11 protein-coding genes, 1 tRNA gene and 1 pseudogene are annotated in these 14,574 nt (G+C 67.5%); 8 read left to right on the top strand and 5 right to left on the bottom strand.

Annotated elements, in window-relative coordinates; translation table 11 throughout:
• The first annotated feature begins 102 nt into the window (after positions 1 to 102).
• The 3 genes and pseudogenes from katG (at position 103) to WD430_RS13115 (ending at position 3,374) form a co-directional block, all read left to right on the top strand.
• Positions 103 to 2,265: a catalase/peroxidase HPI gene (gene katG / locus WD430_RS13105; protein ID WP_339102888.1), complete on the top strand. Its 2,163-nt coding sequence runs from the start codon at positions 103 to 105 to the stop codon at positions 2,263 to 2,265.
• Between the two features lie 96 nt (positions 2,266 to 2,361).
• Positions 2,362 to 2,796 (top strand): annotated as a pseudogene (locus tag WD430_RS13110) (DNA protection protein DPS); the annotation flags it as partial.
• A gap of 134 nt (positions 2,797 to 2,930) precedes the next feature.
• Positions 2,931 to 3,374, top strand: coding sequence for an SRPBCC domain-containing protein (locus WD430_RS13115; RefSeq protein ID WP_339102890.1), 444 nt, complete (start codon positions 2,931 to 2,933; stop codon positions 3,372 to 3,374).
• Between the two features lie 27 nt (positions 3,375 to 3,401).
• Here the strand turns inward: WD430_RS13115 and WD430_RS13120 are convergent, their stop codons facing one another.
• Positions 3,402 to 4,055 carry an HAD-IA family hydrolase gene (locus WD430_RS13120; RefSeq protein WP_339102891.1) on the bottom strand — a complete coding sequence of 218 codons (654 nt, stop codon included), beginning with the start codon at positions 4,053 to 4,055 and terminating at the stop codon, positions 3,402 to 3,404.
• Positions 4,056 to 4,312: 257 nt separating this feature from the next.
• Between WD430_RS13120 and WD430_RS13125 the strand changes: the two genes are divergently transcribed.
• Positions 4,313 to 4,963: a DUF6735 family protein gene (locus tag WD430_RS13125; RefSeq protein ID WP_339102892.1), complete on the top strand. Its 651-nt coding sequence runs from the start codon at positions 4,313 to 4,315 to the stop codon at positions 4,961 to 4,963.
• Here WD430_RS13125 and WD430_RS13130 read toward each other — a convergent pair.
• Together WD430_RS13130 and WD430_RS13135 are read right to left on the bottom strand one after the other, a co-directional pair.
• Entirely contained in the window at positions 4,960 to 6,747 is a 1,788-nt protein-coding gene (locus WD430_RS13130; protein WP_339102893.1) for a MutS-related protein, read from the bottom strand. The genes WD430_RS13125 and WD430_RS13130 overlap by 4 nt on opposite strands.
• Positions 6,748 to 6,858: 111 nt before the next feature.
• Positions 6,859 to 8,250: an SLC13 family permease gene (locus WD430_RS13135; RefSeq protein WP_339102894.1), complete on the bottom strand. Its 1,392-nt coding sequence runs from the start codon at positions 8,248 to 8,250 to the stop codon at positions 6,859 to 6,861.
• 506 nt (positions 8,251 to 8,756) lie between these two features.
• Here WD430_RS13135 and purF point away from each other — a divergent pair.
• The gene (gene purF, locus WD430_RS13140) at positions 8,757 to 10,229 is read left to right on the top strand and encodes an amidophosphoribosyltransferase (RefSeq protein WP_339105822.1); all 1,473 of its coding nucleotides are present in this window, start codon (positions 8,757 to 8,759) and stop codon (positions 10,227 to 10,229) included.
• A gap of 183 nt (positions 10,230 to 10,412) precedes the next feature.
• Here the strand turns inward: purF and WD430_RS13145 are convergent, their stop codons facing one another.
• Together WD430_RS13145 and WD430_RS13150 are read right to left on the bottom strand one after the other, a co-directional pair.
• On the bottom strand, positions 10,413 to 10,976 hold the full coding sequence (locus WD430_RS13145; protein ID WP_339102895.1) for a DUF420 domain-containing protein: 564 nt from the start codon (positions 10,974 to 10,976) through the stop codon (positions 10,413 to 10,415).
• Positions 10,977 to 11,234: 258 nt separating this feature from the next.
• Positions 11,235 to 11,319, bottom strand: a tRNA-Leu gene (locus WD430_RS13150).
• A 146-nt stretch (positions 11,320 to 11,465) separates the two neighbouring features.
• Here WD430_RS13150 and WD430_RS13155 point away from each other — a divergent pair.
• From WD430_RS13155 to WD430_RS13165, 3 genes are all read left to right on the top strand, one after another.
• Positions 11,466 to 11,990, top strand: coding sequence for a multiprotein-bridging factor 1 family protein (locus tag WD430_RS13155; RefSeq protein ID WP_339102896.1), 525 nt, complete (start codon positions 11,466 to 11,468; stop codon positions 11,988 to 11,990).
• Positions 11,991 to 12,077: 87 nt separating this feature from the next.
• Positions 12,078 to 12,935 (top strand): alanyl-tRNA editing protein, encoded by an 858-nt coding sequence (locus WD430_RS13160; protein WP_339102897.1) that lies wholly within the window; start codon positions 12,078 to 12,080, stop codon positions 12,933 to 12,935.
• Between the two features lie 147 nt (positions 12,936 to 13,082).
• A complete protein-coding gene (locus WD430_RS13165) occupies positions 13,083 to 14,321 on the top strand; it encodes a mandelate racemase/muconate lactonizing enzyme family protein (protein WP_339102898.1) in 1,239 nt (412 codons plus the stop codon).
• Positions 14,322 to 14,574: the final 253 nt, after the last annotated feature.

Below are 14,574 nucleotides of genomic sequence, written 5' to 3' on the forward strand. Positions count from 1 at the left end.
CTAAATCGACCGTTCATTCGGACTCGGTAGAAATGTAAAGAAGAAATTCAAAATGTAATGTGTGAAACAGTATTAAGGGGGTAGATTCGGTCCTGTTATGCTATGACCTGGTCCAACCAAGACTGGTGGCCGGATCTGCTGAGAGTAGATATCCTCGACGATAACACCGTGGACGCCAGTCCGTACGGCGATGACTTCGACTACGCGGAGGCGTTCCAGCAACTCGATTACGAGGCGGTGAAAGCGGACATCGAGGACGTGATGACGACCTCTCGGGACTGGTGGCCGGCCGACTACGGACACTACGGGCCGCTGTTCATTCGGATGGCCTGGCACAGCGCGGGGACGTATCGCACGCTCGACGGCCGGGCTGGCGCGTCCGGCGGTCTCCAGCGCCTCCCGCCGGAGAGCAGTTGGCCGGACAACGTCAACCTCGACAAGGCCCGCCGCCTGCTCCAGCCGGTCAAGCGGAAGTACGGACGCAAGCTCTCGTGGGCCGACCTGATGGTCCTCGCCGGGAACGTCGCCCTCGAGTCGATGGGCTTCGAGACGTACGGCTTCGCCGGCGGCCGCGAGGACGCGTACAAGTCCAACGAGGCCGTCGAGTGGGGTCCCGAGACGGAGTGGGAGACGACCTCGCCCGAGCGCTACCGCGACGGAGAGGTCGGCGACCTCAAGGACCCGCTCGCGAACACCGTGATGGGGCTCATCTACGTGAACCCCGAGGGGCCGTACGGCGAACCGGACCTCGAGGGCTCCGCGAAGAACATCCGCGAGGAGTTCTCTCGCATGGCGATGACCGACGAGGAGACCGTGGCGCTCATCGCCGGCGGCCACACCTTCGGGAAGGTCCACGGCGCGGACGACCCCGACGAGAACCTCGGCCCCGAGCCCGAGGCGGCCCCCGTCGATCTGCAGGGCCTCGGCTGGCAACACGAAGGCAGCGAGGACAAGATCGGCGGACTCGACGTCATCTCGAGCGGTATCGAAGGGCCGTGGAACGCCTCGCCGATCCAGTGGGACACGGGCTACGTCGACAATCTGCTCGATCACGAGTGGGAGCCCCACAAGGGGCCCGGCAACGCGTGGCAGTGGCGGGCGAAAGACGAGGACGACCTCGAGGCCGCGCCGGACGCCCAGGACTCCTCGGACACCCAGCTACCGATGATGTTGACGACGGACGTCGCCCTGAAGCACGACCCCGACTACCGGGAGGTCCTAGAACGCTTCCAGGAGAACCCCAACGAGTTCCGGGAGTCGTTCGCGAAGGCGTGGTTCAAGCTCCTCCACCGCGACATGGGACCGCCCGAGCGGTACCTCGGGCCGGAGGTCCCCGAGGAGACGATGATCTGGCAGGATCCGGTCCCCGACGCCGACTACGAACTGATCGGCGAGGACGAGATCGACGAACTCGAGGCGGAGATCCTCGATTCGGACCTCACCGTCCCGCAACTGGTCAAGACCGCGTGGGCGTCGGCGTCGACGTACCGCGAGAGCGACAAGCGCGGCGGCGCGAACGGCGCGCGGATCCGCCTCGAACCCCAGAAGAACTGGGAGGTCAACGAGCCCGAGGAACTGGAGACGGTCCTTTTGACCTACGAGGACATTCAGGCCGAGTTCAAACTCTCCCGTGACGACGACGTACGGGTCTCGCTCGCCGACCTGATCGTGCTTGGGGGCAACGCGGCCATCGAGCAGGCAGCGGCCGAGGCCGGCTACGACGTGGACATTCCGTTCGACCCGGGCCGCACGGACGCCTCACAGGAGCAAACCGACGTCGAGTCCTTCGAGGCGCTCGAGCCGAAGGCCGAGGGCTTCCGGAACTACCTCGGTGGCGAGTACGACGACCTGTACGACTCGCCGGAGGCGCGGCTGGTAGACCACGCGCACCTCCTGACCCTGTCGGTACCCGAGATGACGGCGCTGGCCGGTGGCATGCGTTCGCTGGGTGCGACCTACGGGGATCGCAGCGCCTTTACCGACGAACCCGGCGTCCTGACGAACGATTTCTTCGCGAACCTGCTCGATATGGACTACGACTGGGAGCCGGTCTCGGAGGACAGGGAATACTTCGAAATCCGCGACCGCGACGGCGGCGACGTCGAGTGGGAGGCCACCCGCCTCGACCTCGTCTTCGGCTCGAACGCTCGGCTCCGAGCGCTCGCGGACGCCTACGGTGCCGACGACGGCGAGGAGGAGCTCGTCCATGATTTCGTGGACGCCTGGAAGAAGGTGATGACGCTCGATCGCTTCGACCTCGAGTGATTCCGGGTGCTACGGACTCGTCGTCCCAGGTGACCGGTGCTACCGACCCCAAAGCCGTCGATTTCGGGAAATAGTCCGTCCCGAAATTACCGGGGCGCCCGCCTCGAGGACCGCGCCCGCTTCGAACTGGTCGCGCCGCGGGTCTCCGAACTGGACGGCAGCCTGCCCGACGACAGCCGGGAGTTCGCCGATCGGGCGTCTTGTCCGGACGCCGAACTGCCGGTGCCCTACGAGACCGAGGGCCCGCGACTGGACGAGTTGACCGCCGAGAACGTCCTCGAGGTGCTGCACGAGGCCGAGCGCCGCGCGATTCGCACGTGGTCCGATATCCGCGACATGAGCCGCGGCGTCGATCCGCGCCCCTACGACATGGCCCAACGCGTCCTGCGAGAGGTGATCGAACACGAGGTCCGGTCCGTCGAACCCCTCTCGAAGGAACGGGACAACGAGATCGATCCGGCCGGCCACTTCGCCCGGGACGAACCCGGCGACGCGCCGTACTCGACGAACCGGCGGTTCACCGACAGCGCCTGGGCGGAGCGACTCGAGTCCGTCGCGAACGGTCCGCGCGGTCGCGTTTCCGCCGTTCGGAGCCGTCAGAACGCGTCGATGACCCGGCCAGCGACGGCGATACGGACATACTCCCTCGAGTGCTACTCGGTGGCATGAACCAGATCGAGGCGTTCGAGGAGATCGACGCCCCGCCCGACGTCGTCTGGGACGTCCTGATCGAGTTCGACGGCTATCCGGCGTTGAACCCGTTCGCCCGCGCCGTCGGAGGGTCGCTCCCGGGAGACGGCGGCCGGCGACTGCGGACCGACCCGTCGGACGGTCGCCGGACGACGCTCGGGCCCGCGATCGTCCGCGTCGAACCCGGACGGCGACTCGTCTGGCGCGACCGACTCGCCGTCCCCTTCGCCTTCGACGGCTACCGCGAGGTGCGTCTGGAGCCGACCGAGGACGGCCGGACCCTGCTACTCCACCGCGAGACGAACCGCGGCGCGCTCGTCCCGTTACTGTTCGATCGGGAGGCGCTCGAGCGCGGCTTCGAAGCGACGAACGCCGCCGTCAGGGACCGCGCCGAGCGTCGGGTCGCCGCCGTCGCGTAACGACCCGGGACCGTCTACGGGAACCGCCTACAGCAGCCGGGGAATCTCCTCGAGGCTCTCGATTTCGACCGTCGGCTCTCGCGGAAGCCCCACGCCCTCGACGTGGTCGCGCCGGAGGAACGCCGCGTCGATGCCGGCGGCGTCGGCCGCCTCCACGTCGACCCAGCTATCGCCGACGAACAGCGCCGTCTCGGCCCCGAGTTCCTCGAGCGCGAGTTCGAGGTAGTACGGCGTCGGCTTCTTGCGATCGATCCCCTTCACCGTCGGCTCGCGGCCGTACCAGACGTCGAACCAGTCGAGTTCGAAGTGGGAGACGATGTTGCCGATCGTCTCGTGCTGGTTGTTACTGACGATCGCCGTCGCGACCTCGAGGTCCCGGATCGCGTCGATATCGTCGTAGCACCGTTTCCGGCCGCCCTCGATCTCCTCGAGCTGGGCCGCGACGGCGGCGTGTTCGCGGGCCGTCCAGAGCTCGTCGGGGTCGACGTCGTGGGCGTCGGCGACCTCGCGCAGCGAGTCGACGCTCGGTCCCATCACGGTCCGGACGTGCTCGGACGGCGGGTCGACGACGCCGACCGCGGCGAAGGCGTCGTGCATCGCGTCGACGAGCACCTCGCGATCCGTCGGCGTCGTCAGGACGCCGTCGTTGTCGAAGACGACTGCATCGTAGGCTGGGTCCATTCGGGACCGTTCCGTACGGGCCGGCGGGATTTCGGTGTTGCGCTCGGGGTCGCCGTCTTCGATACGGCGCGCGAACGGTGCCCGGAGTGTGCGGAGATCGATATCCGCGAGCGCGGGAGCGTCGAGTTCAGGTCGGATCCGGACCGCAGGTTCAAGTACGGGCGGGCGACCAGCATCGGCGATGGGACTCCTGCTCACCGTCCCCAGTCGCTCGAGGCGCACAGACAGCCACTCGCCGCGCGGGCTCCCGGGGGCCGATGGGGCATAGAGCGCTCGTCGCCTACCGGCGACCGGACCGACGGTACGACCTCCGATACAGCCACTGGGGCGGCGAGGACGTCTCCCTCGGCGACCGGATCAGCGCCGAGACCCCGCTGGGCGACGGCGACGTCGACGGCGACCTGCTCGCGGAAGCGATCGACCGCGACCGGCTTCTGATCGAGTACCTCGATCCCTGCCGCTACGAGGCGCTCTACGTCGTCGAACCCGGCGGGGACTACCACGTCTCGGCCTATCGCGTCTGCTGGCTCGAGTGGCCCGGCGGGCGCGACGGGGATCGCGGCGCGATCGTCGCCGTCGAGAACGACGCCGCGGACCGCCGCGTGCGAACGTGGTTTCGCGCGACGAAGACGACGCTCGCCGACGTCGTCGAGATGGGCGTCCTCTCGTGGCGGGCGGCCCGCACCTACCTCGAGGCCAGGGTCTGTGAGGACGAGGACGGCGCGGTCTACACGTACGGCGCGTCGGACACCGACAGCGTCGACTACGCGCCGTCGTCCACCGAGTGGCTCGACGGAGACGGGCGTCGAGATTCCGCGCCTCGAGACGAGCGGTGGGGACCCGACGGTGGGCAAGAGCGAAACGAAGGGTGGAATCCGGACGAGGACGGCGAGGGGCGGGGCCGCTAGTCGCTCCCCGTCTCCGTCCAGCGGGCGTCGGCCAGCGTTCGCTGGACGACGTCGTTGCCGACCGCCTCCGCGAGCGTCTCGAAGCCCGCGCGTTCGCCGCGCTCGTCGGCGTTCGCGACGAGTCTCGAGACGATGAACTCCGGCGTCGACCGTCCGACCGTGTCGAAGCGGGGCTGGTAGTCGACCAGTAACTCGAGGTCGGGGTTCAGCCCCTCCGCGAAGATGCCGTCGACCCGTGCCGCCGGCGGCAGCGGCTCCAGGTCGTCCGCGAGGTGGGTGACGAACACGCCTAACGCCGCTCGGTCGACGGACAGCGTCACCAGGCCGTGCAGCAGGTCCGCCGCGCTGCCCGGCTCGGTGATCGCCTCGAACTCGTCGACCAGCATCAGGGTGCGGCCGCCGGCGGACAGCGGCGGCACGATCGACCGCAGCGTCGACTCGAGGACGCCCGCGTTGAAACTCGCGTGGCGGCGGTGGAAGACCAGCGAGTCGACGGGGGTCACCTCGGCCCGCTCGGCGGGAACGGGCAGCCCCATCATCGCCAGCAGGACGACCTGACACAGCGTCTCGAGCAGCGTCGTCTTCCCGCCGCTGTTGGCGCCGGTGAGCACCGAGACCCGCTCCTCGCCGGGGACCGCGTTCACGCCCGCCGGAACGTCGGTCACGCCGTGGTCGCCGAGCGCGTAGGTGACCGGCTGGACCGACTCGTCGTCGACGGCGGCGAGCGTGAGGTTTCGGGCGTTCACGACGGAGACGGCCGCGTCCGGAGTGTCGATAAAGGTCGGCCGCGTACAGTCGTACTCCAGGGCGAACCGCGCCAGCGAGAGGTGGAGAGCGATGTCGTCGACGGCGGAGACGGCCCGCTCGACGGCGTCGCCCGTCTCCTCGAGGGTCGCCTCGAGTTCGCTCGCGACCGTTCGCTCGCGTTCGTCGATCGCTTCGGTGAGGTCGCTCCGGAGGGTTCGCAGCGTGGCGCCGACGAAGTCCGTCGCGTCGGTCGCGTCCGTCGGCATCGCGTCGCGCACCCGGTCGACGGTCACCGCCGTCTCGGTCAGCAGGTGGTCCTCGAAGGCCTCGCGGAACCGGCCGACGTCGCGGACGCCGTCCGACCGCAGCTCCTCGATCAACTCGAGGGCGTTGGCGTCCATGTCCTCGACCGCGCCGAGCGCCTCCCGCAGGCGATCGAGCTCCTCGTCGGCGCCCTCGCGCACTCTCCCGCGGTCGTCGTCGAGCGCCGCGAGCGCCTCGGCGGCCTCCTCGAGTCGGTCCCGCTCGAGGTCGGCGATAGCGGCGAACGGTCCCGAGTCGACGCCGGCCTCGAGCAGGGCGAGCGCGGCCTCGACGGCGGCGCGCTCGCTCCCCGCGCGCTCGTCGTAGCGCTCGTAGGCCGCGAGAACGGCCTCGCGGTCGTCGGCCTCGAGTGCGGCCCAGGCGTCCCGGGCCGCGAGGACGTCGTCCAGTCGGTCCTCCATGGCCTCGCGGTCGGTCAGCGGTGTCAACACCCGAATCCGGTCGGCCGCGCGCTGCGTGACGGCGTGTTCGACCGCCAGATCGAGCAGCTCCTTGTACGCCGATCGGGCGTCGCTCGTCGCCAGCACGTCCATCCCATCGTCGCCCGTCGCCCGGCGAAGGATCCGCGTCGCCCGGCCGCGAGCGAGGCCGGCGTCCGCGAGCGCGCGCACGTCGCCGCTCTCGATCGCCTCGATCGCGCGCTCGTTGCCCAGTTCCTCGACCAGCGTTTCCCTCGTCTTCGGCCCGACGCCCCAGTACTCCTCGAGTCGCATACTCGTCGGATTCGAGGCGACCGTCTTGAACACTGTGCTGTGTCTCGAGTCGTCTCGCCGGTCCGAACCGGCGGGCCCTCGACTCGATCGCGGACCGTTCGTCGCCCGTCTCTAGTAGAAGAGGCTAAAGAGCCCGAACTGGACGGGGAGCAAGAGCAGGATCGTCGCGACCGAACAGGCGATCGTCGCGACGATCAACTCCCGCGTCCGGACGTCGCCCTCGTTCAGGATAACGATGAGGACCGCCGACTGGTAGGGGAAGAAGTACGAACTCAGCGCCATCGTTTCCGCGAGCAAGACGGGCGTGAACGGGAGTCCCGCCGCGTCGATATACGGGATCAGAATCGGCGTCAACACGCTCGCGACGGCCAGCCCCTCCATCAGGAAGGTCAGCGCGAACGTGATGAAGAAGACGGCGGCGAGGACGACTACGAGCGGCCCATCGGTCGGGACGAACTCGAGCAGCCGAGTCGCCGCGCTGTCGGTGAACCCGGTTCGGGTCAGCCCGTCGCCGATCGCGAACACCGCGGCGATGAAAAAGAGGATCGAGAAGTCGACGTCGCTCCCGACCGTCTCGAAGTCGGCGACGCCGAACTCCGGCAGGAACGCGAGGACGACGACGGCGACCGCGCCGACCACCGGATGGAAGCCGTGGACGAAGTCCGTCGCCCAGATCAGCGCACCGACGAGCAGGAACGCGAGCATCCGTCGCTGGGCCTCGGCGTCGGCCGCCCGCTCGTCTCCGGGCAGTTCGAAACTCGAGTCGGCCGCGGGCCGGAAGAGGGCGTAGACGATACCGATGACCAGTACCACGCGGAGAAACCCCATGACGGGGTACATGTGGAGCGACCACTCGGACCACGAGACGGTGTGGCCGGCGATCGACTCCGCGAACCCGGAAATGATGATGTTCGGCAGGTCCGCGGTCAGGATCCCCGCGGAGCCGTAGAACGTGGCGAACAGCGGACCGAGATAGAGGCCGACCCGCGCCCGCCGGGAGTCGAACAGTGAGCCGAGTTCCCGGAGGACGGGCGCGAGCGCGAGGATGCGAACGAGCGCCGACGGCACGAGGAAGGCAAGCGCGTGGGCACCGATCGAGAGCGCGAGCAACAGGCGACGGTACGCTCGGAGCGAGTCGCCGTCGGCCGCGTCGCCGATGCTTCTGGTCGCGATCCACCGTCCGACGCCGTTCGCGAGGCCGCTCCGGCGCGTCGCCTCGCCCATCAGTAACCCGAAACCGATGAGCCACGTCGCCGGCTTCTGGAACCCCGCGAGCGCGAGCTCCGTCGAGACGGTGACCGCGATCAGCCCGAGCGCGATCAGCCCCGTGTACGACGGCGGCACCGGCGTCAGGACCCAGAGGACGATACAGAAGAGCGTGATCGAGAGCATCGTCGCCGTCGACCCCGAGGCGAGCAGCCACGCCGCGACGGCGACGACGGCGGCGAGCGGGAACGCGACCGCCGGCGATCGCGCCACGTCGATCGCGTCCGATCCGTTCATTGAACAGTGTTCTCAGATGAGAGAGTAAAATTGCCGTGGTTTACTGACATCTCTACGTGCGAGTAGCATTCCCGTAGCGGAGACCGGTAGCCGATACGTCCTCCGGGGTCGCCCCGCCGCCTCGAGAACGCGTTACAGGGACGGGACGACTCGAGAACCCGCCTCACAGACGCGAGACCCACTCGAGCGTTCGAGAAACGCCGCCGTATCCGCCGACGACAGTGGAAGACCGTCACGTTCGTGGTGGCCGCCGCGGTCGCGGCCCGAGCGATCGTCGCGAACGGCCGAAACCGCCGTCGCTGACGGTCGGATCCCGGCCACCGCCCCGCGACACGATCGAGATGAGTCGTCGCCGTCGCATCGTTTCGCGAGAGGTATGCACGAATGTGCATATATTTTTGCCCGGTCGGGAGTCGATGAGGCACAAACACGGGGATTTTTATCGACTCGGCCCCCTACGGACGACCATGACTGATGGGCGGGGCGAGACTCCCCGGCGAACAGGGATGACCGAAAAGTGCGGCGTCGTCGGCGTCTCACTTGACGGTCGAGACGCGGCGCGACCGTTGTACTACGCGCTCTACGCACTCCAGCATCGCGGCCAGGAGTCTGCCGGAATCGTCACGCACGACGGCTTCCAGCAGCACAGCCACGTCGAAATGGGGCTCGTGGGGGACGTCTTCGACGAGGACGACCTCGACATGTTAAACGGCGCCGCGGGGATCGGTCACGTCCGGTATCCGACGGCCGGGTCGGTCGACTCCTGTTGCGCCCAGCCGTTCTCCGTCTCCTTCAAGAGCGGTTCGCTGGGCCTCTCGCACAACGGAAACCTCGTCAACGCCGACGAGATCCGCGACGAACTCGCCGGCGCGGGCCACGCCTTCACCAGCGACGGCGACACCGAGGTCATCGCTCACGATCTCGCGCGCAATCTCCTCGAGGAGGACCTCGTGCGCGCGGTCAAGCACACGATGCAGCGTATCCACGGCTCGTACTCGCTGACGATCAGCCACGACGACACCATTCTCGGCGTTCGCGACCCGCAGGGGAACCGGCCGCTCTGTATCGGGAAACTCGAGGACGGCTACATCCTCGCCTCGGAGTCGGCGGCGATCGACACGCTCGACGGCGAACTCGTCCGCGACGTGCGGCCGGGCGAACTCGTCGTCCTGCAGGACGACGGCCAGGGATTCGACAGTTACCAGCTCGTCGAGAAGGAGAACACGGCCCACTGCTTCTTCGAACACGTCTACTTCGCCCGGCCCGACAGCGTCATCGACGAGACGCTGGTCTACGAGGCCCGCCGGAACCTCGGGCGCAAGCTCTGGGCGGAGAGCGGCGTCGAGACCGACGTCGTGATGCCCGTTCCCGACTCCGGACGCGCCTTCGCCTCGGGCTACGCCGACGCCGCGAGCGAGACGACCGCCGACGGCGAGCCCCGCGATTCCGCGGACGAGGGCGTCGAGTTCGCCGAGGGGCTGATGAAGAACCGCTACGTCGGTCGGACGTTCATCATGCCCACTCAGGACGAGCGCGAACGAGCGGTCCGACTCAAGCTCAACCCCATCAAATCGACGATCGAGGGCAAGACCGTCACGGTCATCGACGACTCGATCGTCCGCGGGACGACCTCGACGCAACTGGTCCAACTGCTCAAGGACTGCGGCGCCGAGGAGGTCCACGTCCGGATCGGCGCCCCGGCGATCGTCGCCCCCTGTTACATGGGGATCGACATGGCCACCCGTGAGGAACTCATCGCGTCAGACAAGTCGACCGACGAGATCCGCGACGAGATCCAGGCCGACAGCCTCGCCTATCTCTCGACCGACGCCGTCGCCGACGTCCTCGGGAAAGAGCGACTCGACCTCTGTCTGGGCTGTGTCACCGGCGAGTACCCCTACGACATCGAGGGCGAGGAGACCGACCGCGACGTCTCCCGGCCGGATATCGGCGGCCAGCGGCTTCCAGCAGACGACTAGAACCAACCTTTTGCGCTGCGTGCGGTCGCTTCGCGACCGCACTCGGCAAAACGTTGATGAAAAGCACTCCTCCCTCCGTTCCGGTCCCTCTGGGACCTTCACATCGGTCGTCGGCCCGCTCGCTCGTTTCACTCGCTCGCGGATCTACCGGTGTCCTCGACCGATTCCTCGCCTATCGCTCTCTCAGTAGACCACGTGCAACAGCACGTAGACGACGATCCCCAGCGAGAAGGAGATCAGCCACAGGCTCGCAGCGACCCGGCCGACTCGAGCGTGGTTCGTCCGGTAGAGTTCGTCGATCGGATACGCGCCGGCGAGCAGCAGCGCGTAGTAGACCAGCGGCACGCAGACGATCGCGAGGAAGATGTGGATCGCGAGGACCGGATAGTAGACGAACTGTTTGATCGTTTCGGGACCGGGGAACGGCTGCGGGCCGCCGGTGGCGACCAGTCGGTAGAGGTAGAACGTCAGGAAGGCCGCGAACAGGAGGAACGAGGTGACCATAGCGACGCGGTGACGGCCGACGTTCCCGCGGCGGATCGCCCGCCAGCCGACCGTGATGGTCCCGATCGCCGTCACACTGATGAGCGCATTGAGTAGGGGGATCGACTCGAGGATCCACTCCGGCGCGGTCGGTACCGTCGACTGCGGGATGCGGCCGCCCGCGGCCGCGAAGACGATCGCGAGCGAGACGACGCTCAGGACGGCCGTCAGGATATTGACGCGCTCTCGAGGGACGTATTCCATATCTCGAGATTCGACTGTGCGGGGAAAGTGGTTACTGACTCTCGTTGGGGGCAGTGAATCTTGCGTCTGCGACGTCGTAGCACCTCACGAAGAGTCGCTCGTACACCTGTAGAACCGTCGGATAACGCTCTCGCTGTTTGGTGTAACGTTCCTCAGAAGTTATGCGTGGGTGATGTCCGCGAAGGGAAATCACCTGCATCGTTGCGCTCGGCGATTACATCGCCTCGCGTTTCGCGGCGCGGAGCGCCGCGCATGCGATGCGTGGGACCGGATTCGAACCGGCGGACCCCTACGGGACAGCGCCCTCAACGCTGCGCCGTTGGCCTGGCTTGGCTACCCACGCTCGCGGTGTCTTTGTCTTACTGCACTCAACCGTATCCATCGGTATTACAAAAGCCCTTTCTTTTTCTCCCGGCCTGCGCCGAGGTCACACGGGACTGAGTGCGTTCGAGGCGGTGATTTGAAATGCTCGAGTTGCCAAAAGGTACCATGGCTAAGTATTCGACCGGTTCGTCCTCCGGCGGCGGCGGGACGACCTGCGAACTCTGCGGTGCCGAGAGCGACTCGCTCCGACTGGCGACCGTCGCGGGCGCCGAACTCGAGGTCTGTCCGGACTGTGCGCCCCACGACGACACCCAGCAGCGCTCGGGGTCCAGTCGCGGCTCCCGAGACCAGGGGCAGAGCGACTCGAGCGACGAGCCGAATCGCAAGCAGAAGGCCGCCCAGAACGTCGCCAAGGCCAACCCGGTCTGGGACGGCGACTCCGAACACTGGGAGCGGGAGGGGACGAACTACGACGACGATCCGCTGCCGTATCTCGTCTCCGGCTACGGCGAGAAACTGGAGGCGGCGCGCCAGGACGCCGGCCTGCAGCGCGAGGAACTCGCCGAGGAACTCGGCGCGCGCGAGAAGGACCTCCTCGCAGTCGAACAGGGACGGGCGGCCCAGGACGGCGTCGGCGGCGGCCTGATCGAGGCCCTCGAGGAGCGACTGGACGTGACGCTGTCCGAGTGAGGCAGTCGCCGTTCGGAACGCGTACTCGCGATCCGGCAGACTATCTCGGCAAGCAGACTTTTCATAGCTGACGAGAGAGTGGACTCAATGACCGGACAACGGGCAGCCGGGGAGCCCTACACCACGCGGTTCGAAACCGAGGTGACGTCCATCGACGGTCGCACGGTCTGGCTCGAGACGAGCTACTTCTACGGCGCGAGCGACGGCCAGCCGGCCGACCGCGGCACCATCGGCGACGCAGCCGTCACCGACGTGCGACTGGTCGACGGCGAGCAGGTCCACGTGCTCGCCGAGGAGCCGTCGTTCAGGGTTGGCCAGCGGGTGCTCTGTTCGATCGACTGGTCGTTTCGCATGTACTGCATGCGCGCGCACACGGCCGGTCACGTCTGCTACGGCGCTGCCAGGCGTTGTCTCGAGTCCCCGGGGTACGCCGGCCTCGCGATCGGCGAGGAGACGGTCGGGGTCGACCTCGAGACGGCGCCGCTCGACGACGAGAAACTGATCGAACTCGACGAGTTGATCAATCGGACCGTCTGGGAGTCCAGGCCGGTCTCCTGGGAGAGCGTTCCCGTCGCGACGGCGCGCGAGCGCGGCGACGTCGTCTTCGACGAGGAGCGCTCCCGAACGGCCGTCGAAAAGGGCCGCGTCCGCGTCGTGACGATCGGCGACGAGAACGACACCGGCCACGGGATGACGAGCGGGAGCGCGGGAGAGCCCTGGGACGTCGCGGCCTGCGGCGGGACCCACGTCCGGAACACCCGCGAGGTCGGCCCCGTCACGGTGCTCGGCTGCTCGAGCCCCGCCGAGGGAATCCGCCGAATCGAGTTCGCCGTCGGCCCGCGGGCGATCGACCGACGGACCGCCGAGAAGCGGGCCGCCTTCGCCGCGACGTCGGCGCTGGACGTCGATCTCGAGGACGTCGGCGACGAACTCGAACGCGCCTGAGACCCGGCGACGCTTGCAGGCAGGGACGGGCGATCGTTGCAAGCACGGGCTTCTTTCCGCCGGATTTCGAATCGGTATGCAGTTACAACTCGCGGCTTGCTCACGGAAGGTAGAAACTATTACTATCTTCGAAGTGAATTTACAACCATGGGAGTCGATTACTCACAGCTACACGATCCGAACGCCGAGTACACGATGCGCGAACTCTCGGCAGAGACGATGGGTGTCACTCGCGAGCGCGGGGGCGGCCGCGACGTCGAGATCACGGACATCCAGACGACGATGGTCGACGGCAACTTCCCGTGGAACCTCGTGCGGATCTACACCGACGCGGGAATCGTCGGCACCGGCGAGGCCTACTGGGGCGCCGGCGTCCCGGAACTGATCGAGCGGATGACGCCGTTCCTCGTCGGCGAGAACCCGCTGGACATCGACCGCCTGACCGAGCACCTCGTCCAGAAGATGTCCGGCGAGGGCTCGATCGGCGGCGTCACCGTCACCGCGATCGCGGGCATCGAGGTCGCGCTGCACGATCTGGCGGGCAAGATCCTCGAGGTGCCGGCCTACCAGCTGCTGGGCGGGAAGTACCGCGACGAGATGCGGGTCTACTGCGACTGTCACACCGAGGACGAGGCCGATCCCGAGGCCTGCGCCGACGAGGCCGAACGCGTCGTCGAGGAGCTGGGCTACGACGCCCTGAAGTTCGACCTCGACGTCCCCTCGGGCCACGAGAAGGACCGCGCGAATCGCCACCTCCGCGAGCCCGAGATCGAGCACAAGGCCGAGATCGTCGAGCGGGTCACCGAGCGCGTCGGCGACCGCGCCGACGTCGCCTTCGACTGTCACTGGACGTTCTCCGGCGGCAGCGCGAAGCGCCTCGCGAAGCGCTTAGAGGACTACGACGTCTGGTGGCTCGAGGACCCCGTCCCGCCGGAGAACCACGACGTGCAGACGGAGGTCACGCAGTCGACGTCGACGCCGATCACCGTCGGCGAGAACGTCTACCGGAAACACGGCCAGCGCCGCCTGCTCGAGGAGCAGGCCGTCGATATCATCGCCCCGGACATGCCCAAGGTCGGTGGGATGCGCGAGACGCGAAAGATCGCCGATCTCGCGGACATGTACTACGTGCCCGTCGCGATGCACAACGTCTCCTCGCCCGTGGCGACGGTCGCCAGCGCCCACGTCGGCGCGGCGATCCCGAACTCGCTGGCCGTCGAGTACCACTCCTACGAGCTCGACTGGTGGGCGGACCTCGTCGAGGAAGACGTCATCGAGGACGGGTACATCGAGATCCCCGAGGAACCGGGGCTCGGCGTGACGCTCGATATGGACGCCGTCGAGGAGCACATGGTCGAGGGCGAGGAGTTGTTCGACGAGGCGTAAGCCGCGTCGAGCTCGGAAGGCGAGCATCGCGAGTCTTCCGTTGTTCGACGAGGCGTAAGCCGATGTCAAGTCAGCAAATCTTCGATTTGCGTTGTTTGACGAAGCGTAAGCCGACGACCCTCCCGTCCCGACCTGTCCTCGAGAGTAGCGACCGACGACCGACCCCGCCGCAACCGTGGTGTGCTATCGCACCGCGAGTTCGTCCTCCGGCCCGGAAGACGGCCTCTGGGCCGTCGGTTCCCACAGCGGCGAA

It is taken from the genome of Haloterrigena sp. KLK7 (assembly GCF_037914945.1).
GTDB lineage: Archaea > Halobacteriota > Halobacteria > Halobacteriales > Natrialbaceae > Haloterrigena > Haloterrigena salinisoli.